Here is a 19,611-nt window from a genome sequence, read left to right as displayed (position 1 = left end):
GTCGGGTTGCCCGGCCCGGTGGAGCCGATTCCATCATGCCAGGGCTACGTCGATGGTTTCGCTGCCTTGGGTCAAGCCCTGTTTCGGATGGACCACAGTGCCCCGCCGCCCACCAGGACCACCGCGCCCAGGACGAAAGGCCAGATCGGGACCGCGTCGGCCGAGTCGTCCGCGGGCTGCGCGGCCGGCCCGGGCGTGCCGGTACCGGCGGCTGTCAGCCGGAATGACCATGACCCCGACACCACATGCCCGTCAGCCGATGTCACCCGGTAGTTGACCGTGTAGTCGCCCGCCGGACCCAACGGCCGTAGGCCGACGCTGACGACTGTGCCGTGCACCTGCGGAGAGCCTTCGGTCCACAGGTTGCCGTCCGGACCGACGACGGTCATCGCCGCGAACGTGGTCTGCAGATCCTCGTTGAACGTCGCGCTGACCCGAACCGGCCCGGTGCTCACCGAGGCCTTGTCCGCGGGATCGGCGGACACCCGCGCGGCGTGGGCACTGGCGGCGCCGGCGGTCAACGTAGGTGCGAACGCGACGGCTGCCAGCAGCAGCGCCACTACGACGGCGTGTGCCCGACGGCTCATGCCTTCCGCACTATAAGAGCGACACCGACGCCGAGGGCGCCCACGAACAGGGCGGCGCCGGCGAGGATCCGGGCGGTGTTGTCGACCACCGCCCGGGGCTGCTGTCCCGGGGGCGCCGCTGTGGCGGTCGGGGCGGCGGATTTAGTCGGGGTCGGGTTGTGGGCGGGCGATGTCGACCCGCCGGTCAGCGTCAGCGTCGGCGACGGATGTTCCGGCTCGGCTCCGCCGGCCGCCGGCGCTTGGTCCCACTTCACCACCGCGCCGTCGGCGTAGGTCTGTGTCGTCGGGAAGCTGACCGTATCGGCATCGGGCAGCTTCGCCGATATCCGGAACACGCCGAATTGGTCCACCGGAATGCCGGTGTCGGGCGCCGCGGTCCAGGTGACCGAGCGGACGGCGTTCGTGGCGGCGTCGCGGTCGATCTTGGCCGACCACCCCGGCATCTCCTCGGTCTGTACCGAGGAGACATTGGTCAGGTCGACCGTGACCGCGGTGGTGGCCGCGTTGGTCGCCGACTCGTTGGGCACCTGGAAGCTGACCGTCGCGAAGGCGCCGCGCGCGGCGTCCGTGCTGGTGGCCTGGACGTGCGCCGATGCCGTCGTAATCGCCGCGGCCGGACCGAGGTACAGCAGCGTCGCGGCCGCGGTTCCGATCAGGGTGCGCCAAACCATCCTGCGTTGAAGTGTCATCGGAATCGCCTTCCTGTTTACGGAGGGGTCGGGGATCAGGTCAGTCCGAGTCGCGCCATCAGGTCGGCGTCGATCTCATCGAGCTGTCGGGAGATTGCGGCGTGGGCGCCGCGGCGGCGGGTGGGCGGCATGTTCTCGGCGGCGGTGACTGCGGCCGCCAAGTCTGCGAGCCGCTCGGAAATCGCGGTGACGAATTGTCGAGTCTCGGCGTCCTTGGGCTTGTTCTCCTGCACCGACCGCAGCGACTGTTCGGCGCCGGCGATGCGGGCCGACAGCTGGCCGCCATGCCCGGAGAATTGACCGATCTGGGCCAACGGAACCCCGAGTTGGTCGGCCCGCCGCTGGTCGATCAGCCCGCGCGCGGCCATGGCGACCCGGTAGACCAGCGGCACCACGATCGGAGCGAGCAGCCGAGACACCGTCAGGAGGCGGCGGATTCGCGTCGGCGACAGCAGCGTGCCCTCGCGCACCGCCTTCAGCTGGGTTTCGGCCACTTTCAGCGCTGCCTGGTCGCTGGCGCGCTGCGCCTTCAAATTCTCGCGGAGCGCCTTCGTCTCGGCGCGCTGCGCGGCTTTGAATCGACGCACCTCGTTCTTCGCCGACAGCTTGGCCTCGAGTTTGGCCTTGGCCTTGATCGCGCGAGCTTCGGCGCGACGCGTCGCGCGGGTTTTTCGCTTGCCGAACAGGCCCATTCGCGCACTACCTCCCCCGGGTCTCGTCGACTATCGCGGTGCCCGTGCGGCATCGATGGGCCAACCCTAACCGGGCCGGGCGGACCGACTGCCGTCAGGCGTCCAGGTGTTCCTTACGTCGTAGCTCGTCGGCGCGGTGAACGATGTCTTCCTGCGCTTCGTGGGACAGCCCACTGACTCGAAGCGCGATCCGCCGGACACCCTCGTCTCGGATGACCAGCAACCACGACAACTCTTTGTCGAGCTTTTCGTAGTACTCGTCGTCGGTGAAGTAGGCGGGCCTGATCCGGAAGAAGTTCGCCAGGGCAGCCATGGTCGCCGACGACGGGTTGGTTCGGTTGCCAGAGCGTAGCTGCGACAAATACGGAGCCGACATCGTTATTCCTTCAGCCTTGAGCGCCGCGATCACTTCAGCGGAGGTGTGCGGCCCCCGTCCCGGCGGGTAAACCGTGTCGAACAGGCGGTTCAGGCGCGCGGAAAACGTCGTGCTCATCGATAAGACCTCCACCGGGTTGGTAGATCGGGTGACTCTCTCTAAGTATTTGCTGATTATCGTAGCCAGACTTATCCCCGCAACCAAGTGCAAACTTTGAGAAAATTAACGGCGAAGACATTTATGAGAGCAGGAGTTATTGTTGCGGGCGGAGTAACCCGCGTATCCAGTCAATACACATGATATTTTAAGGGAATTGTGTGAAGTTTCATCGCTTCAAGGACTATTGACACTTCACTGGTCGCGAGCGGGCCCACTTATGGCAACCTGCGTAACTCGCTAGGTGCGCATAAAGCCTATTTGCTGTAGGGCACCATGGAGTCGGCTGTGAACCTGTTGTCGCCAGCGTGTCACGCGCCGATATTAGGCGCATGTTGGAACGCACGTCCAGAAGCCCGGTCAACGCGGTCGAGCAGTCAGGAAGACACGCCTCGTCGTCCTACGATCGGCTTCGGGCTGTCGGATTCGCTACGCGGCAAGCAGCATTGCCAAGATTGCTGTGTCGGGGTGGCTGATCGGGTCGACACCGACCCTGCTGACCATTGAGGTGATGGTGCCGTCGGCCTCGGCCTCCACCCAGGCCGCGCGGTGCTCGAGTCCCAGATAAGGCAGACCGGGCAGCAGCACACACCCCGACGCGGCGCCACTGCATTCCGGCAACGACGGCGTCGTCTCCGACGGGGGATGCAGCATCAACAACGCCGGCGGCTGGTGATCGGCGAAATAGCCTGGCTGAATGGCGGATTCGCCGACTACCGGGCCCTCGGCCAAAACCAGGCCCACGGTGCCCGGCGCGGGAGCGTCCGGCAGTTCCTCGCGAACGCCGAATACGGTTGTGGTCGGCAGCAATCCGGGAAGCGATGCCACCCTGACCGCGACCATCAACAATTGTGCCCATTCTTTGGTCGAGTCGGGCCAGCGCCCGGAAATCACGAACCCTTTCAGGGCACCACGGGAATGGAAGGGGGCCACCTCGATGGCCCCGCCTGAGCCAGTTTCCATTTCGCCCTCCGTTCGGGTATTCAGCGATACACCGGTGGGTCGATCCGATCAGCATGCGGCAGCCTGGCAACGCCTGCAAGCTGACACGGGCAATCAACGCCGACGAAGTCGAAAAGAAACACCACCGAAATAGCGTTCGGGGCGCCACGCGAATCGCGCGGCGCCCCGAACAGGCGAATCCAACTGGTGTCAGCCGGCGATGAGCCCCTTGGCCTTCGTCGTCGCACCCTTGTAGCGAGACTGCACGTCGTCCCAGTTCACGACATTCCAATACGCCTTGGCAAAGTCTGCTTTGACGTTTTTGTACTGCAGGTAGAACGCGTGCTCCCACATATCGAGCACCAGCAGCGGCACCAGGCCGAGCGGGAAATTGGTCTGGTGGTCGTAAACCTGGAATACCAACAGCTTCTCGCCGAGGCTGTCCCAGCCGAGCGCGGCCCAGCCGGAGCCCTGGACCGTGGTCGCGGCCGCGGTGAACTGAGCCCGGAACTTGTCGAACGACCCGAACGCCTCGTCGATGGCAGCGGCGAGCTCACCGGTAGGCTTGTCACCGCCGTTGGGGGACAAGTTCTTCCACCACAGGCTGTGGTTGACGTGGCCGGCCAGGTTGAAGGCCAGGCTCTTCTCGTTCAGCACGATGGCCGACTGATCGTCCTTGGAGCGCGCCTCTTCGAGCTTGGCGACGGCGTCGTTGGCGCCCTTGACGTAGGTGGCGTGGTGCTTACTGTGGTGAAGTTCGTTGATCTGACCCGAAATATGCGGCTCCAGGGCTCCGTAGTCCCAGTCCAGGTCAGGCAAGGTGTATTCAGCCACGGGTTTCCTTCCTTCGCGATCGTTGCCGATCTACTCTGACGCTTCGCTGCAGGCTGTTAGCGAAGTGGCGGCTTTGGCGTAAGTAACCCTGCTCCATCGCCGCGCGCACCGCAAGAACGAGTGCGCCGTGGGCATACCCGGCAGTGGGGCTTCAGAACCAGACGATGACGGCGAGGACCGCCAGCAAAACCAGCGCGATCAATCCGGCGCGCAATCCGGCAAGCAAGTAGGAGCGATTACACGTCGCAGATGTCGTGTACCAGTGCGGCGAAGAACTTGCCGACTGTGGTCCGATCGGTTGCGTCGTCATCGAATGTTCCCGGCCTGCCTGTCCAAACTGTCCCCCAGTGAGATGAGTCACAAAAGATTTCAGTGATGGCGATCATAGCCCCTGATGTACCCCCTGAGAAATTGAGCGGACCACGGCGCGTTGACCAGCGTCTTGTTGCTGGCGAAGTTGTTTTTCGCATGCCGAACAACCGCGCTCCCGATTCCGGCGGCGGACAGCGACGCGCGCAGACCGGTTGTGACTTCCGCCATAGCGGCGAGTATGGCGAAACGGTGAGATTGGCTAAGAATTCGCTGAACCCGAGGCCGGGCTGTCGATCACGAACCGGTAACGGACGCGGGTTATCCACAACCGCCCGCCCGCCGCGGCCGTGTGACGCGCATGCTTGCGTGGCAGCACGTCGCGGCGGCTTGTGGATAAACCTGTGGAAACTGTGGATACCCGTTGATTGCTGGACGCCGGTCTTCGCGGCGCACGTCCACGCATGCCAAGATCAACACCGTGGATGCAGAACCGTCAATCCCGCAGACAACCGTCAAAGACCTGCCCGCCGAGTTCGGAACTGGCTCGGTGTTGCTGGACGTGCGGGAAAACGACGAGTGGAATCGTGGCCACGCCGCCGACGCCCGGCACATTCCGATGGGTGAGGTCCCGGCCCGGCTCGACGAGATCGATCGATCGTCCACGCTGTATGTCATCTGCAAGGCCGGCGGACGCTCGGCGAAGGTCGCCCAACTGCTGGCGCACCATGGCTACGAGCCGATCAACGTCAACGGCGGAATGCTGGCGTGGGCCGAAGCGGGCCGCCGGGTGATTGCCGCCGACGGCGGGCCCGGAACCATCTGACCGGCCGCGCTGTCGCCGCTAGCAGCCGATTTCGACCGCCCGGTTAGTCTGATCGCATGATCCGCGTCGCCGACCAATCGACAGCGAGCGCTTGCGGGGGAGAGCGGCGCCAATGATCCGCGTCGGCGCCGATGCAGCGCGCAGCGATGGTGAGGAGCGGCGCCAATGATCCAAGTGTGCTCCCAGTGCGGCACACGCTGGAATGTCCGTGACAAGCAACGCTCGTGGTGCCCGCGCTGCAACGGCACGCTCTTGCCGCCGTCGGCAACCGGGACACCCCCGGCGCCGGCCGCCGCTCCGGGCGGCTGGGGCCCCGGCCGACAAACTGCGCCGCGGCTACCCCAGGGCTACCGATGGATAGCGGTGCGTCCGGGTCCGCCACCGCCACCCCGTCGCCGCCGCCGTCCGCTGGGTCCGACCCCGCGGTATCTCTCGATACCCCGCTGGGGTCTGGTGGACCGGGTCGATCAAGACGCCGGGCCGGATCGGGCCCGGCGGCAAGCGCCGCCGGCCGAGCGAGTGCGTACGGCGTTCTTCATCTCCGCGGTGGCGTTGGGGGCGGCCGCGGTGGTGCATTTGGTGCGGTATCTGCTGCTGGTCATCAATCGCAACACGCTGCTGAACTGGATGGTGGCCGACGCGGCGGCGCTGCTGAGTGTGTTGGCCAGCCTGGCCGCGATCGCGGCGGTGATGAACTGCGCGGTGGTGCTGACGCGATGGTTGATCGCCCGCCGCGCTGCGGCGTTCGAGCACGCCGGCCGGCCGGAATCCCGGTCACGCCGGGCGTTGTGGGCCGGCACGCTGCTGCCGCCGTCGGCAGCGATGGCGCTGGCCATCACGTTCGCCGTCGTGGCGGCGACCACGGGGCACTCGGCCAGCTGGGCGTTGATGGCGGCCTGCGTCGGGTTCTGTTGTCTGCCCCTGGTGGCGGGAATCTGGTCGCTGGTCTATGTCATCGAGCTGGCTAAAACCGAGGACCACTACGGCCGCTTGCGCCACGTGATCTGGGGATGGTGGCTGCTGTGGCTGCTCAGTAGCGTGACGTCGGTCTTCGCGTCGGTCACCAGCGGCGCGCAGGACTCGCAGGGAATTGCCAACAACACGGTCGCGATGATCGTCGCGTACCTGTTGGCGCTGGTCGCGGTGCTGGCGACCGCGAAAGTCTTCGAAGGATTCGAGGCAAAGCCGGTCGAACGGCCCGCCCACCGCTGGGTCGTGGTTGCCGATGACGAACTCGTCGGCACGGAATCTGCTGCAGCGCTTGAGTTGCCGGGTGAAGAACCGGCAGCATAGGGACATGACGTGGGCCGAGGAGGTGGTCTCTCGGCACCCGTTCGTCGTAGCCCATCGCGGCGCCTCGGCCTCGCTGCCGGAACACACCCTGGCCGCCTACGATCTCGCGCTGCGGGAGGGCGCCGACGGCGTGGAGTGCGACGTGCGGCTCACCCGCGACGGGCACCTGGTCTGCGTGCACGACCGCAAGCTCGACCGGACATCCAGCGGCGCCGGTCTGGTCAGCATGATGACGCTGGCGCAGCTTCGTGAACTGGAATTCGGTTCGTGGCACGGCAGTTGGCGCGCCGACGGCGCCCACGGCGACACCGGCCTGCTCACGTTGGACGCGCTGGTCTCGCTGGTGCTGGATTGGAAGCGGCCGGTGAAGCTCTTCGTCGAGACCAAGCATCCGGTGCGCTACGGAGCACTGGTGGAAAGCAAAGTGCTGGCGCTGTTGCACCGTTACGGCATCGCGGCGCCGGCATCCGCCGATCGATCCCGGGCGGTGGTGATGTCGTTCTCCGCGGCGGCGCTGTGGCGGGTTCGGCGAGCGGCGCCGCTGCTGCCGACGGTGCTGCTCGGCCGGAGCCATCGATACCTGGCCAGCAGAGCGGCCAGCACGATCGGGGCCACCGCGGTGGGGCCGTCGATCGCCACCCTGCGGGAACACCCCGAGCTTGTCGACCAGGCCGCCGCGCAGGGCCGGGCGCTGTACTGCTGGACCCCCGACGCCTACGAGGACGTCCGGTTCTGCCGAGACGTGGGAGTGGCCTGGTTGGCCACCAACCATCCCGGCCGCGTCAAAGCCTGGCTGGAAGACGGCCTCACCGGCGCCGACCCGCACTAGTCAGAGGCGGCCTACGGTGGGTCGCCGATCACTGTCGACGGCGCCGGTTGGTCGGCGGCCAGTGCGTCGAACAGCGCGGTGGCCTTCTGGTGATCCCACACCACCACTGAGCCGGCGCCGCTGCTGGTGAGTTGGCCGATCGGCACGGTCAACGTGGTCGTCGACCCGTGCAGCGCCCAGCCCAACCAGGCCAGGTCCCAGACATGGTCGTCCCGGTCGACGGTCAACGCACCGAGCGTCGCGTGCGGCACCGTGTACCACCGCCACGGGTTGAGCCAGACCGCCGGGCTGGCAGCGCGATGCAGCAGCGCCGCCATGAACTGCCGCTGGTCGACCATCCGGTCCAGGTCGGCGCGCGGGGTGGCCCGGCTGCGGACGTAACCCAGGGCGTCACGGCCCGCCAGCCGTTGACACCCGGCGGGCAGGTTGATGCCGGCCAGCGGGTCGTCGATCGACTCGATAGGGCAGACGGTGACCCCGCCCAGGCCGTCGACCAGCGCGGCGAAGCCGCCGAACCCGATCTCGGCGTAGTGGTCGATCCGCAGACCGGTGGCCTGCTCGACCGTCTGGGCCAGCAACGGCGCACCGCCCATCGAGAACGCCGCGTTGATCTTGTCGCGGCCGTACCCGGGAATCGGCACGTAGGAGTCGCGCGGGATGGACACCATCGTCGTCGGGGTGCCCGACCAGAGTGCGGGCACGTGCACCAGCAAAATGGTGTCGGTTCGGCCGTTGCCGGTGTCGCCGCCGGTCGCCAGCGCCTCCTGCTGCTCGGCGGTCAGGCCTTGGCGGCTGTCCGAGCCGACCAGTAACCAGGTGCTGCCCTGCCCGGCGGACGGGCGGCCCGGGTAGTCCGTCAGCACCGTCTGGCGGTGCAGCGCGGTCTCCAGCCACAGCGCGCCACCCAGGGTCGCGGCGCAGCTCAGCAGCACGACGATGACCAGGCTCAGCGAAATCACTTGCACCCAAGGCTGTTTGCGAGCCCGTTTGCGGCGTGGCGCGCGGTCCCGTGGGCGACGCTGCCGCGTGCTGAGCCGATTGGGCGTCACCGGCCTGGGCGGCGGTGTGCCCGGCGGCGGTGGCCGCCGGCGCCGGCGGTCGCCCGAAAGGTGATCAGAAGGCACGGTCAATGCAGCCACCCCAGATGGCCGGCCAGCAGGGCATACCCGACGAACGCCACGGTGTCGATCAGCCCGTGTGCGATCACCAGCGGCCACAGCCGTCCGGTGCGCTGCCAGGCGTAGCCGAACACCAGGCCCATCGCGATGTTGCCCAGCCCGGCGCCGAAGCCCTGGTAGAGGTGGTACGCGCCGCGCAGCAGGCTCGACCACACCAGCGCCGCGCGAGGGCCGACGCCCAGCTGACCCAGCCGGGTGAGCAGATACCCGACGACGATGATCTCTTCGGCCCAGCCGTCGGCAAAGGCGGTGAGTACCAGCATCGGGACCCGCCACCAGGTGTCGCCCAGGCCGGACGGGATGACCGAGGCGTTGATGTGCAGGGCCCGCGCCGCGAGGTAGAGCGCCAACCCGGGCAGCCCGATCAAGGCGGCCAGCCCGACGCCGCCGAGCAGATCGGGACGCCACCGAAACCGGCCAAGCCCGACACCGGCTGGCCGTAATCCGGTGCGCCACAACAGGTAGAGGCCAAGTGCGCCCCAGGCGACCAGCTGCACGACGACGGTCGCATTCAGGCCGAGGTCGATCAGGTCGAAGTAGGACCGCTTTGGGTTCAGCGGAATACGCTGCCCGCTCAAGCCTCGCAAGACCCCGTCGGCGAGCTGCAAGATCGCGGTGACGGCGCTGAGGCCGAACGTCACGCTCAGCACGATCGCGAGCTCGACCCGCAGCGGCCGGCGTTCGACCGACTGAACCTCGGCGTCACTGCTGGGCGAAATCACCCCTGCACGGTAACCGCCCCGCGGAGCCGCTCAGTCCTGGCGCGCTCGCAAGCCGTTGACGAACGGGCAGCCCATCAGCACCCGAATGGCCTGGCTTAATCCGACGATGTCATCGACCGGCTTACGGAAAGGTAGCCGGACGTCGCTGTCACCCTCGGAGCTTTCCACCCGTAGCCGCATCCCGTAGCGGTCGATGCCGAGCGGGCGGACATCGCCGCGCCGCAGCCGGGCCGGCAGCCGGGCGGCCAGCCGTGCCACCACGTCGCGGTGGGCGGTGTCGAGGTGCTTGATCCAGCTCGATTCCAACGCGGAGAACGGGTCTGGGCACGCGGCCAGCAGCGCTGCGGCGTCGACGGCCTCGGCGCCGGTCGCGTCGGTCACCACCACCGACTCGATCTCCAGCCGGGCCAGCAGGTACTGGGTGTCCCCGTCGGCGGCGGGGCCGGATCCGGGGGTCCGCACCTGCAGCAGCGCGGGGTGTGGGAGCTCGGCGGCGATCAGGTCGAGCAGCCCGGACACCGTCGACGGCGACACCTGATGCAGTCGTCCGCGGATCCACACCAACGAGCGGACCGGTTCGCGCAGCGGCAGCGGCGCGTAGTCGGCCAGCTCCAGCACGGCCGGGGCTCCCGCAGCGCCGCAGGCGACGACCTGCTCGGCCACCGGCCCGCCGACCGGCACGCCGACGGCGAACGAACCGTCGGCGAGCAGGTGGTGCAGCGGTGTGGTGAGCGGCTCGGCGCTGTCGACCGCAAGCAGGGCACCACCGGCTCTAACGCAGGTGCTGCGGATCCGCTCGGCCGTCGTCGGAGCCGGGCAGTGAGCGAGTGTCATCGTCGACCGTCCTAACAAGTGAGGTAAGCCTAACTTAACTAGGAGCGATCGGAGGGCGCAAGACCTACGACCCGATAGGGTTTTGATCGTGGCCAGCATCGCGTATCTCGGTCCCGCGGGGACGTTCACCGAAGGCGCGCTGTTGCAGATGACCGACGCCGGCATGGTTCCCCAGCGTGGCGGGGGCGACTGGCATCCGCTGCCTGTCGACAGCACGACCGCCGCGCTGGACGCCGTCCGCGATGGTGCCGCCGACTTCGCCTGCGTGCCGATCGAGAACTCGATCGACGGCTCGATCATGCCCACGCTGGACAGCCTGGCCATCGGAACGCCGCTGCAGGTGTTCGCGGAGCTGACGCTGGACGTGGCGTTCAGCATCGCCGTCAAGCCCGGCCGCACAGCCGCCGAGGTGCGCACGCTGGCCGCCTTTCCGGTGGCCGCCGCTCAGGTGCGGCAGTGGCTGGCCGCTCATCTGCCCGCCGCCGAACTACGCCCCGCCATCTCCAATGCCGATGCGGCGCAACAGGTCGCGGACGGACTTGTCGATGCTGCGGTGAGCTCCCCGCTGGCCGCCACACACCGGGGTTTGTCGACGCTGGCCGAGGGCGTCGTCGACGAAGCGAACGCGCGCACCCGCTTCGTGCTGGTCGGCCGGCCCGGCCCGCCGCCGGCCCGGACCGGCGCCGACCGGACGTCGGTGGTGCTACGGATCGACAATGCACCTGGCGCGCTGGTGTCGACGCTCGCCGAGTTCGGGATGCGCGGCATCGACCTGACTCGTATCGAATCCCGGCCCACCCGAACCGAATTGGGGACCTACGTGTTCTTCCTGGACTGTGTGGGCCACATCGACGACGATGCGGTCGCCGAGGCACTCAAAGCACTGCATCAGCGTTGTACCGATGTGCGCTATCTGGGTTCATGGCCGACGGGAGCGGTCGCCGGCGCGCCGCCGCCGCCGTCGGACGACGCCGCGCGCTGGCTGGCGGGGCTGCGCGGTGGCTCCGCAGACGGGTCGGCGCGATGAGCGGCCGGTTGATCCTGGTTCGGCACGGACAGTCCGTGGGCAACGTCGACAAGCGGCTGGACACCCGGCCGCCAGGGGCGGAGCTGACGCCGTTGGGCCGTGAGCAGGCACGGGCTTTCGCGCAGGCCGCGACGTCGCGGCCCGGGCTGTTGCTGCATTCGGTGGCCACCCGCGCGGTGCAGACCGCGGCGGAGATCAGCGCCGTGGTCGACGTGCCGGCCCGCGAAGTGGTCGGCATTCACGAGGTCCAGGCCGGCGATCTGGAGGGCCGTAGCGACGACGACGCTGTCGACCAGTTTCACGCCGTGTACGAACGCTGGCTCAAGGGCGAGCGGGATGTGTCGATGCCGGACGGAGAAAACGCCGACCAGGTGCTGGACCGCTATCTGCCGGTGGTGACCGAGCTACGGACCCGCTACCTCGACGAGGACGACTGGGCCGGTGACATCGTCGTCGTCAGCCACGGCGCGGCGATCCGGCTGACGGCAGCGGTACTGGCCGACGTGGAAAGCAGTTTCGCGCTCGACCATCATCTGGCGAACACCGAGGCGGTGGTCCTCACGCCGGCCGCCGACGGGCGTTGGGATTGCGTGCAGTGGGGAACCTTGACGCCGCCGTTCTATCCGGTGCCCGACACCGAACCGGTGGCCGACGCGATGGAGTCAAGCGCCGACCCGATGGGCTGACGACTCAGATCGCCAGGGCCGACGGCGCGTCCATATACGTGCAGTCGCAGCCGACGGCGTCACAGTCGACGACGAAGATATGCGGCAGCAGCTCGGGGCCGGTGCAGTTCTCGTCGGTGCATTCCGACCGGTGCAGCCAATGGCGAATGAGCGTGCCATGGCAGTGCTCCAAACCCGCTTGGCATTCGCGACACTTCATGCCGCAGTCTTAGCACCGATCGCCGACGGATCCGCGATGCCGCGCCGTCTCGTCGCCGGGTTAGGTCGGCTAGGCCCAGCCCAGTTCGTGCAACCGGTCGTCGTCGATGCCGAAGTGGTGGGCGATCTCGTGCACGACGGTGATCTTCACTTCCTCGACGACCTCCGCGTCGTCGTCGCAGATGTCCAGCAGCGCGTCGCGGTAGATCGTGATGGTGTCCGGGAGCGACCCGGCGTAGTGAGAATCGCGCTCGGTCAACGCCACCCCCTCGTACAGCCCGAGCAGGTCCTCCTCGTCGGGATGGCGATCGGCGACGAGCACCACCACGTTGTCCATCTCCGCGGCCAGCTGCGGCGGAATCAGGTCGAGCGCATCGGCGACCAACTCGTCGAACCGTTGCGGATCCATCCGCACGGCCACCTGGCTACTGCCCCGGTGCGGGCGGCGGCGGGGGTTCGGCCGGTCCAGGCGGCGGCAGGCCTGGCAGCCCCTCGGGCGGCGGTGGCGGGGCCTCAGGAGCGGGCGGGGCGGGAGCCGGCGCGGGGGCCTGCGGGGCCGGAGCCGGCTGGGCGCCCGGCAGGTGCTGGTTGCCCTGCCGTTGGCTGGACGATCCAGACGAGCCACTCGATCCGGAGGATCCGGAGGAGGAGCTCGATGAACCGGACGAGCTCGACGAACCGTTGGATCCGGTCGACGAGGCGCCGCCTCCACCCGGGGTCGGGCCGGTCGGAATCGGCGGCAGGTTGAGCCGTTCCTGCGGGATGTCCGGCGGCGGAACCGGAGGTTGGCCGTTGATCTTGAGCGGGCCCTTGGCGCTGTTGAGTAACGTCGCCCAGGCGCCGTTGCCCAGCGTTGCACCGATGCTGCAGGCAACCTGGCGGCTGCCGGACGACCAACTGGGCAGCGACAGCGTGCTGTAGATCAGTGTCAGCGTGGTGCTGCGCAATTGCACCGGCGCGAGGTAAGCGTCGGTCAGCTTGGTGCAGGAGTCCTTGATGAAGCCGTCCTGCTCGGGTTCTGGCGGCAACCCCTCGGGGAACCTGGCCAGCAGGTTGACCGTGCCGGTGACCTCCATCGCGTGCGGCGCCGCGCAGTCGACCGGAATGTCGGTGGGCTGGTTCGTCGCCGGTTCGATGCCGAGGCAGGTGCCGTCCGGCCAGATCTTGGACTGCTCGACGTCGGCGACCTTGCCCTTGAAACCGAGCTGTTCGTTGCTCGACCCGGGCAGCTGCAGGCCGCACAGCATCCGTCGTTCGCCGAACTGCCGCCAGGCCTTGTCGCCCGACCACAGCATGCTGATGACGAACTTGCTGTTGGGATCGAACTTGGCGCCCAAGTAGCGGCGTACTGCGGACTCGCACTGCTCCTGGCTGATCTGTTCGATGCGGGCGGCCGTCGGCGGCGGGGCCGACGGGCCGTATTCCGAGCCGGGGAAGGTGCGCATGTCGATGGATTCGGCGACCTCGAACCGGTGCTCGTCTTTGCAGTCGACGATGTTGGCGGCCTCAGGCATCCGATCCGGCCACATCAGGCAGTTGCCGCTGGCCGCGCGGTTGAACGCGTCGTTACCCTTGGCGCCGGTCGGGGGCACCGGGTCGATGTAGCCGGCCAGTCGCCCGGGACCGCCGCCGATCGGTAGCGCGGTAACCAGCCCGGCGATCAGCAGACCACCCAGAGCGGCCAGCAACAGCGCCCGCCGGGTCGCCGAGGCCTGCAGTGTCCCGGTCAGGGCGGTCATCCACCCGGTCCGCGGCAGCCGACGACCCGGCCGGTCAGTCCGGGATTCGTCGCGCTCGGATTCGTGCCACATCGGCTCCATTCTGACAGGCTCGCCGCACTTAGTGACAGCTGTTGCAGAAGTAAATGATTGTCGTCGGTCCACGGCACCCGCGTAGGGTTCTAGCCCGTGATCGACCTGAAGCTGCTCCGGGACAATCCCGATGCCGTGCGTGAGTCGCAGAAGAAGCGAGGCGAAGACCCGACGCTGGTGGACACGCTGCTGGCCGCCGATACCGCCCGCCGGACCGCGATCTCGTCGGCCGACTCACTGCGCGCCGAGCAGAAGGCGGCCAGCAAGAAGGTCGGCGCCGCGTCCGCCGACGACCGGCCCACGCTGTTGCAGCAGGCCAAAGACCTTGCCGAGCAAGTCAAGTCAGCCGAGGCACAGCAGGCCGAGGCCGAGGCGACGTTCACGGCCGCGCACATGGCGATCTCGAACGTGATCATCGACGGCGTGCCGGCCGGCGGGGAGGACAACTTCGCCGTCCTCGACGTCGTCGGTGAGCCGGCCCCGATCGACAACCCCAAGGACCACCTCGAGCTCGGCGAGGCGCTGGGCCTGCTCGACATGGAACGGGGCGCCAAGGTATCCGGTTCGCGGTTTTACTTTCTGACCGGACAGGGCGCGTTGCTACAGCTGGGCCTGCTGCAAATGGCGATCCGGCTGGCCGCCGACAACGGCTTCGTCCCGATCATCCCGCCGGTGCTGGTCCGTCCGGAGGTCATGTCGGGAACCGGTTTCCTCGGCGCGCACGCCGACGAGATCTACCGGGTGGAGGCCGACGACCTGTACCTGGTCGGCACGTCGGAGGTTCCGCTGGCCGGCTACCACGCCGACGAGATCCTCGACCTTTCCGGCGGACCGCTGCGCTACGCCGGCTGGTCGTCATGCTTCCGGAGGGAAGCGGGCAGCTACGGCAAAGACACCCGCGGCATCATCCGCGTGCATCAGTTCGACAAGGTCGAGGCGTTCGTCTACTGCAATCCCGCCGACGCCGAGGCCGAGCACGAGCGGCTACTGGGCTGGCAGCGCGAGATGCTGGCCCGCATCGAGGTGCCCTATCGCGTAATCGATGTCGCCGCAGGCGATCTCGGCTCATCGGCGGCCCGCAAATTCGATTGCGAGGCGTGGGTGCCCACCCAGCAGGCCTACCGCGAGCTGACCTCGACGTCCAACTGCACCACCTTCCAGGCCCGCCGACTGGCCACCCGTTACCGCGATCCCAGCGGCAAACCGCAGATCGCTGCGACGCTCAACGGCACCCTGGCCACCACCCGCTGGCTGGTCGCGATTCTGGAGAACCACCAGCGACCTGACGGCAGTGTGCGGGTGCCCGAGGCGCTGGTGCCTTTCGTGGGCACCGAGGTGCTGGAGCCGGCGTAGCCGCTTTGCCGCCATCGCCGACAGCTAAGTTCAGCTGGCGGTTTTATCGCTGCACTATCATCTTCTGACTGCGTCCTGCCGGCGCGGATGGGGCGACCATCTCCGGATGGTGAGAGAAGAGCGCGATGGGTTGGCTGAGGCTGTGGTGGCGCCAGTCCGATCACTATGACCGGCTGAGCTCGCATCTTCAGGCCCGCGGCATGGACACCCTGACCCGCGCCACCATCTCGGCGGTCGCGAGTGGTTTGGCGGTCGTCGCCCTCGCGACCATCTGGAGCCCCACCGGTTCGCGAAGTGTCGTTTCTCTGGGCTGCACCCTGACCGCAGCCATCGGCGCCGTGGGCGGCGCGCTGTTGTGGGCAACGCGCTGGCCGAGCCGCACCGCGGCGATTCGGTTCGTCGCGGCTGCGACCGCGAGCATCGCACTGATCGCGCTGGCTCAGCACCACACCGTGGTCGGTGTGCTGACCTGTACCGCGTTCGCGGCGACGGCCAGCTATATCGCGCTGTTCCACACCGCGCCGATGCTGGCGGCCCATTTCGCGGTCGCCAGCACGGTCGGTGGGTTCGAAGCCAGCCGGATGGCGTCGAGGTACAACATCGTCGCGGGGGTGTCCGCGTACCTGCTGTTGCTGCTGCTCACCCTGGTTGTGCCGTTCGGCGTTCAGGTCGTTGTGCACGTGCTCGGCGCCGATGCCGTGCGGGCCGAGAATGATCAGCTGACGGACCTGTTGACCCGACGCGCTTTTCGCCGTCGCGCCAAAGCGCGCCTAGAGCAGGGTCGTGACCAGCTGGCGCATTTCGTGGTCACCATGATCGACCTGGACCAGTTCAAACAGCTCAACGACAACCACGGACATCGCACCGGCGACGATGCGTTGGTCTCGGTGGCCCGTGCGCTGCGCGACACCACCGACGACACCGCCGTCATCGGCCGTTCGGGCGGCGAGGAATTCGTGATCGCCGACATCTGGGACCCCGCCGAGGTAAGCCATCGCGCGCAGCAGCTCTGTGACGTCATCGCCGCCCTCCCGTTCGGCATCACGGCCAGCATCGGCACCGCGGGCATCGATCCCGCCTACCGGGAAGATAGTGACGAGGACTTGCTTTTCGAGTTGATCTCGGCAGCCGACGACGCGATGTACATCGCCAAACGGCGCGGCGGAAACCAGGCCGGCCACTACGAGTGGCCGTTGCCGCCGCCGCTGTCCAGCTTCACCGAGGACGAGCCCGACTACCGCGACGGGGTCAGCGCTTAGGCGTCGACAGGCGTTGCCGCGCTAGAGCTTTGCGCATGGCGCCGCTGACGTTCGATGGTCGCGAAGTAGAACGCGAACGGGAAAGCAAAGCTGGTGAAAAAGCTGGAAAGAAAGAACAGCCACGGGCGCCGCAGCCCTCGCCGGTAACCGTCGATGATGGTAAACACCGGCATCAGAATGACATTCGCGATCATGTAGTCCTGGTTGCCGGAGCCGCATGCCGGGGTGGCGAACTGTCCCTTGATGAATTCCGGATAGCTGGCCGGGCCCGAGATGAGATTGCCCTGCCCGTGCGCGGCCATGACGAAATGGATGTTGAACCAATAACCAAGCACGATCGACGCGATGCCGGCGGCGTAATACACGCATTCGAGTGGAGAGAGCCAACTCCCGCCCGCTGGTTTCGCGTAGACCTTCGGATTCGACGCGACGATCCAGACGATGCAGCCAAGCCCTAGAAGAAAGTGGACGACTATGGAGACCATTGCCGCAGTCTCACCCCGCCGTCAAAGTTTTGTCAATATTGACATAACAGGATCTGGGGTAATTTACAGACATGATCCGGCCGGCCCAGACTGCGCGCAGCGAGCGCACCCGCGAGGCGCTGCGGCAGGCGGCGTTGGTGCGGTTCCTCGCCCAGGGCGTCGAGGACACCTCCGCCGAACAGATCGCGGCGGACGCCGGGGTGTCGCTGCGCACGTTCTACCGCCACTTCTCCTCCAAGCACGACTTGCTGTTCGCCGACTACACCGGATTGCACTGGTTTCGCGCGGCATTGGACGACCGGCCGACCACCGAATCGATCATCGATTCGGTACAGGCCGCGATCTTCGCTTTCCCGTATGACGTTGACGCCGTTGGGAAAATCGCTGCACTGCGTGATGACGAGATCGACCCGGGCCGCATCGTCCGGCACATCCAGGATGTGCAAGCCGACTTCGCCGACGCCATCGCCACCCAGTTGCAGCGGCGCAGCGGTGCGGTCATCCCGTTGCCCGACGAGCGGGTGCGCTTCGCGGTGACCGCGCGCTGCATCGCGGCGGCGGTCTTCGGTGCGATGGAGGTCTGGATGCTCGGCGACAATCGATCGCTGGGTGAGTTGGCCAGGGTCTGCCACGTCGCGTTGGAGACGCTGCGAGCCGGCATCACCGAAACCTGGACGGAGCAAGTTTCGTCATAATTGACAAAACTTGGCATCCATGTCAGCCTGCGCAGCAGAGCGGAAGGCGGAGCAGATGAGCGACTACGACGCAATTGTGATTGGCGCCGGACACAACGGATTGGCCGCCGCGGTGCTGCTGCAAAAGGCCGGATTGCGGACGCTGTGTCTGGAATCCAAGCTCTACGCGGGCGGCATGGCCTCGACGGTCGAGTTGTTCGACGGCTATCACTTCGAGATCGCCGGGTCCGTGCAGTTTCCAACCGCACCGGTGGTCCGCGAACAGCTCGGGTTGGACACGATTCCGACCATCGACCTCGACGTGATGTCGGTGGCGCTGCGCGGTGTCGGTGACGACCCGATGGTGCAGTACAGCGACCCGATCAAGTTGTTCACCCATCTCAACGAGGTGCACGGGGCGGACGCCGTCAACGGCATGGCGGGACTGATGGGCTGGGCCATGGCGCCGACCCGGGCGCTCGGCAGGTTCGAGGCAGGGGCGCCGCCCAAGACGATCGACGAGATGTATGCCTGTGCCACAAATGAATTCGAACGCTCTGCGATCGACGACATGCTGTTCGGGTCGGTCACCGACGTGCTCGATCGCTATCTTCCGGACCGCGAGAAGCACGGGGCGCTGCGCGGCTCGATGACGGTGCTGGCCGTCAACACCCTCTATCGCGGGCCGGCGACACCGGGCAGCGCGGCCGCGTTGGCCTTCGGGCTGGGCGTCCCCGACGGCGACACCATGCAGATGAAGAAGCTGCGCGGTGGCATCGGCGCGCTCACCGAGCATCTGGTCAAGGTGCTCGAGCGTGACGGCGGCGAGGTCCGGCTGCGCACCAAGGTGACCGAGGTACTGGTGAACGACGGCAAGGTCGGCGGGGTACGCACCGAGGCGGGGCAGACCGTGACCGCGCCCATCGTCGTCTCCGCAATCGCCCCCGACCTGACCGTGAACGAACTGGTCGATTCCGCGGCGCTACCCGCCGACATCCGCGAGCGCTACGCCCGGATCGATCACCGCGGCAGCTACATCCAGATGCACTTCGCGCTGGACGAGGCTCCCGAATTCGCCGCTCCGTACCAGGCGCTGAACGAGCCGAGCATGCAGGCGTCGATCGGAATCTTCAGCACGCCCGAGGAAGTCCAGCAGCAGTGGGAGGACTGCCGGCGCGGGATCGTGCCCGCCGACCCGACGGTCGTCTTCCAGGTCCCCTCGCAGAACGATCCCGATCTCGCGCCGCCGGGCAAGCACGCGGCGTCGGCGTTCGCGCTGTGGTTCCCGATCGAGGGCGACGTGGACTACGGTGCGGCGAAGGTCGAGATGGGTCAGCGGGTGATCGACAAGATCACCCGGTTGGCGCCGAACTTCGAGCGCAGCATCAGCCGGCACACCACCTTCACGCCCAGACACATGGGCGTGATGTTCGGCGCACCCGGCGGCGACTACTGCCACGGCCTGTTCCACGCCAACCAGGTCGGGCCCAACCGGCCGGGACCGAAAGGCTTTCTCGGACAGCCTCTTCCGATCGACGGTCTGTACCTGGCCAGCACCGGCTGCCACGGCGGCCCGGGTATCACGTTCATCCCGGGCTACAACGCGGCGCGTGCGGCACTGGAGGACGCGGGCCGTTAGTCCCGCTCGTCGGTTGCGACGAGGTTTCGTCGACATCGACGTCGGCGCGAAGAAGTGCGAGTGACCAGCGCGCTAGCGTCGATTCGGCTGCCAAAACACCCATCGGCTGCGTGGACGAATTGATAACGCGGGGCGCTAGTCCCGCTCGTCGAGCAGCCGATCCAGCAGCGCGATGAACTCCTGCGCGTCGGCCGGGGTAAACGCGGGGCTGG

The 19,611-nt window shown here is 67.4% G+C and carries 23 protein-coding genes; 9 read left to right on the top strand and 14 right to left on the bottom strand.

The genetic code is table 11. The features are described 5' to 3' along the window. Positions 1 to 71: 71 nt before the first annotated feature. From VN856_RS23485 to VN856_RS23455, 7 genes are all read right to left on the bottom strand, one after another. Positions 72 to 587, bottom strand: a complete 516-nt coding sequence (locus VN856_RS23485) for a copper resistance CopC family protein (RefSeq protein ID WP_325693631.1) — start codon at positions 585 to 587, stop codon at positions 72 to 74. Further along, on the bottom strand, positions 584 to 1,276 hold the full coding sequence (locus VN856_RS23480) for a YcnI family protein (RefSeq protein WP_325693628.1): 693 nt from the start codon (positions 1,274 to 1,276) through the stop codon (positions 584 to 586). The genes VN856_RS23485 and VN856_RS23480 overlap by 4 nt, the downstream gene beginning before the upstream one ends. A gap of 35 nt (positions 1,277 to 1,311) precedes the next feature. Further along, positions 1,312 to 1,968 (bottom strand): DUF6474 family protein, encoded by a 657-nt coding sequence (locus VN856_RS23475; RefSeq protein WP_325693626.1) that lies wholly within the window; start codon positions 1,966 to 1,968, stop codon positions 1,312 to 1,314. Between the two features lie 94 nt (positions 1,969 to 2,062). Next, positions 2,063 to 2,461, bottom strand: a complete 399-nt coding sequence (locus VN856_RS23470) for a transcriptional regulator (protein WP_325693624.1) — start codon at positions 2,459 to 2,461, stop codon at positions 2,063 to 2,065. Between the two features lie 468 nt (positions 2,462 to 2,929). Further along, positions 2,930 to 3,463, bottom strand: coding sequence for a peptidase (locus VN856_RS23465; RefSeq protein WP_325693622.1), 534 nt, complete (start codon positions 3,461 to 3,463; stop codon positions 2,930 to 2,932). A 189-nt stretch (positions 3,464 to 3,652) separates the two neighbouring features. Beyond that, on the bottom strand, positions 3,653 to 4,276 hold the full coding sequence (locus tag VN856_RS23460; protein ID WP_325693620.1) for a superoxide dismutase: 624 nt from the start codon (positions 4,274 to 4,276) through the stop codon (positions 3,653 to 3,655). 151 nt (positions 4,277 to 4,427) lie between these two features. Continuing rightward, positions 4,428 to 4,586, bottom strand: coding sequence for a hypothetical protein (locus VN856_RS23455; RefSeq protein ID WP_325693618.1), 159 nt, complete (start codon positions 4,584 to 4,586; stop codon positions 4,428 to 4,430). Positions 4,587 to 5,066: 480 nt separating this feature from the next. Here VN856_RS23455 and VN856_RS23450 point away from each other — a divergent pair, with 480 nt between their 5' ends. The 3 genes from VN856_RS23450 (at position 5,067) to VN856_RS23440 (ending at position 7,533) form a co-directional block, all read left to right on the top strand. Beyond that, a complete protein-coding gene (locus VN856_RS23450) occupies positions 5,067 to 5,411 on the top strand; it encodes a rhodanese-like domain-containing protein (RefSeq protein WP_325693615.1) in 345 nt (114 codons plus the stop codon). 165 nt (positions 5,412 to 5,576) lie between these two features. Continuing rightward, on the top strand, positions 5,577 to 6,704 hold the full coding sequence (locus tag VN856_RS23445) for a DUF4328 domain-containing protein (RefSeq protein WP_325693613.1): 1,128 nt from the start codon (positions 5,577 to 5,579) through the stop codon (positions 6,702 to 6,704). 4 nt (positions 6,705 to 6,708) lie between these two features. Continuing rightward, a complete protein-coding gene (locus tag VN856_RS23440; RefSeq protein WP_325693611.1) occupies positions 6,709 to 7,533 on the top strand; it encodes a glycerophosphodiester phosphodiesterase in 825 nt (274 codons plus the stop codon). A gap of 11 nt (positions 7,534 to 7,544) precedes the next feature. Here the strand turns inward: VN856_RS23440 and VN856_RS23435 are convergent, their stop codons facing one another. The 3 genes from VN856_RS23435 to VN856_RS23425 are packed head-to-tail and all read right to left on the bottom strand — an operon-like array spanning position 7,545 to position 10,267. Continuing rightward, the gene (locus VN856_RS23435) at positions 7,545 to 8,672 is read right to left on the bottom strand and encodes an LCP family protein (RefSeq protein WP_414687034.1); all 1,128 of its coding nucleotides are present in this window, start codon (positions 8,670 to 8,672) and stop codon (positions 7,545 to 7,547) included. Then, a complete protein-coding gene (locus tag VN856_RS23430) occupies positions 8,660 to 9,433 on the bottom strand; it encodes a type II CAAX endopeptidase family protein (RefSeq protein ID WP_325693608.1) in 774 nt (257 codons plus the stop codon). Before VN856_RS23430 ends, VN856_RS23435 begins: the two co-directional genes overlap by 13 nt. Before the next feature lie 30 nt (positions 9,434 to 9,463). Then, entirely contained in the window at positions 9,464 to 10,267 is an 804-nt protein-coding gene (locus VN856_RS23425) for a DUF2470 domain-containing protein (RefSeq protein WP_325693606.1), read from the bottom strand. Positions 10,268 to 10,355: 88 nt separating this feature from the next. On the opposite strand from VN856_RS23425, the gene pheA reads away from it, so the two are divergent. Together pheA and VN856_RS23415 are read left to right on the top strand one after the other, a co-directional pair. Next, complete coding sequence (gene pheA, locus VN856_RS23420) at positions 10,356 to 11,294, top strand: prephenate dehydratase (protein ID WP_325693603.1); 939 nt, start codon at positions 10,356 to 10,358, stop codon at positions 11,292 to 11,294. Next, positions 11,291 to 11,980, top strand: a complete 690-nt coding sequence (locus VN856_RS23415; protein ID WP_325693600.1) for a histidine phosphatase family protein — start codon at positions 11,291 to 11,293, stop codon at positions 11,978 to 11,980. The genes pheA and VN856_RS23415 overlap by 4 nt, the downstream gene beginning before the upstream one ends. 4 nt (positions 11,981 to 11,984) lie before the next feature. Here VN856_RS23415 and VN856_RS23410 read toward each other — a convergent pair whose 3' ends face one another. The 3 genes from VN856_RS23410 to VN856_RS23400 form a co-directional block, all read right to left on the bottom strand. Continuing rightward, on the bottom strand, positions 11,985 to 12,179 hold the full coding sequence (locus tag VN856_RS23410) for a hypothetical protein (protein WP_325693597.1): 195 nt from the start codon (positions 12,177 to 12,179) through the stop codon (positions 11,985 to 11,987). Positions 12,180 to 12,248: 69 nt separating this feature from the next. Then, the gene (locus tag VN856_RS23405; RefSeq protein ID WP_325693594.1) at positions 12,249 to 12,599 is read right to left on the bottom strand and encodes a metallopeptidase family protein; all 351 of its coding nucleotides are present in this window, start codon (positions 12,597 to 12,599) and stop codon (positions 12,249 to 12,251) included. 4 nt (positions 12,600 to 12,603) lie between these two features. After that, entirely contained in the window at positions 12,604 to 13,998 is a 1,395-nt protein-coding gene (locus VN856_RS23400) for a septum formation family protein (RefSeq protein WP_414687033.1), read from the bottom strand. Between the two features lie 87 nt (positions 13,999 to 14,085). Here VN856_RS23400 and serS point away from each other — a divergent pair, with 87 nt between their 5' ends. Together serS and VN856_RS23390 are read left to right on the top strand one after the other, a co-directional pair. Continuing rightward, positions 14,086 to 15,342, top strand: coding sequence for a serine--tRNA ligase (gene serS, locus VN856_RS23395; protein WP_325693591.1), 1,257 nt, complete (start codon positions 14,086 to 14,088; stop codon positions 15,340 to 15,342). 125 nt (positions 15,343 to 15,467) lie between these two features. After that, a complete protein-coding gene (locus tag VN856_RS23390; protein WP_325693588.1) occupies positions 15,468 to 16,601 on the top strand; it encodes a GGDEF domain-containing protein in 1,134 nt (377 codons plus the stop codon). On the opposite strand, the gene VN856_RS23385 is transcribed toward VN856_RS23390, so the two are convergent. Further along, the gene (locus VN856_RS23385; protein ID WP_325693585.1) at positions 16,598 to 17,086 is read right to left on the bottom strand and encodes a DUF2834 domain-containing protein; all 489 of its coding nucleotides are present in this window, start codon (positions 17,084 to 17,086) and stop codon (positions 16,598 to 16,600) included. The genes VN856_RS23390 and VN856_RS23385 overlap by 4 nt on opposite strands. A gap of 71 nt (positions 17,087 to 17,157) precedes the next feature. On the opposite strand from VN856_RS23385, the gene VN856_RS23380 reads away from it, so the two are divergent. Beyond that, positions 17,158 to 17,781 (top strand): TetR/AcrR family transcriptional regulator, encoded by a 624-nt coding sequence (locus VN856_RS23380; protein ID WP_325693582.1) that lies wholly within the window; start codon positions 17,158 to 17,160, stop codon positions 17,779 to 17,781. A gap of 55 nt (positions 17,782 to 17,836) precedes the next feature. Next, a complete protein-coding gene (locus VN856_RS23375; RefSeq protein ID WP_325693579.1) occupies positions 17,837 to 19,399 on the top strand; it encodes an NAD(P)/FAD-dependent oxidoreductase in 1,563 nt (520 codons plus the stop codon). Positions 19,400 to 19,611: the final 212 nt, after the last annotated feature.

Source organism: Mycobacterium sp., from assembly GCF_035603715.1.
In the GTDB taxonomy this organism is placed as follows: Bacteria; Actinomycetota; Actinomycetes; order Mycobacteriales; family Mycobacteriaceae; genus Mycobacterium.
This window is presented reverse-complemented; position numbering and strand designations above follow the sequence as displayed.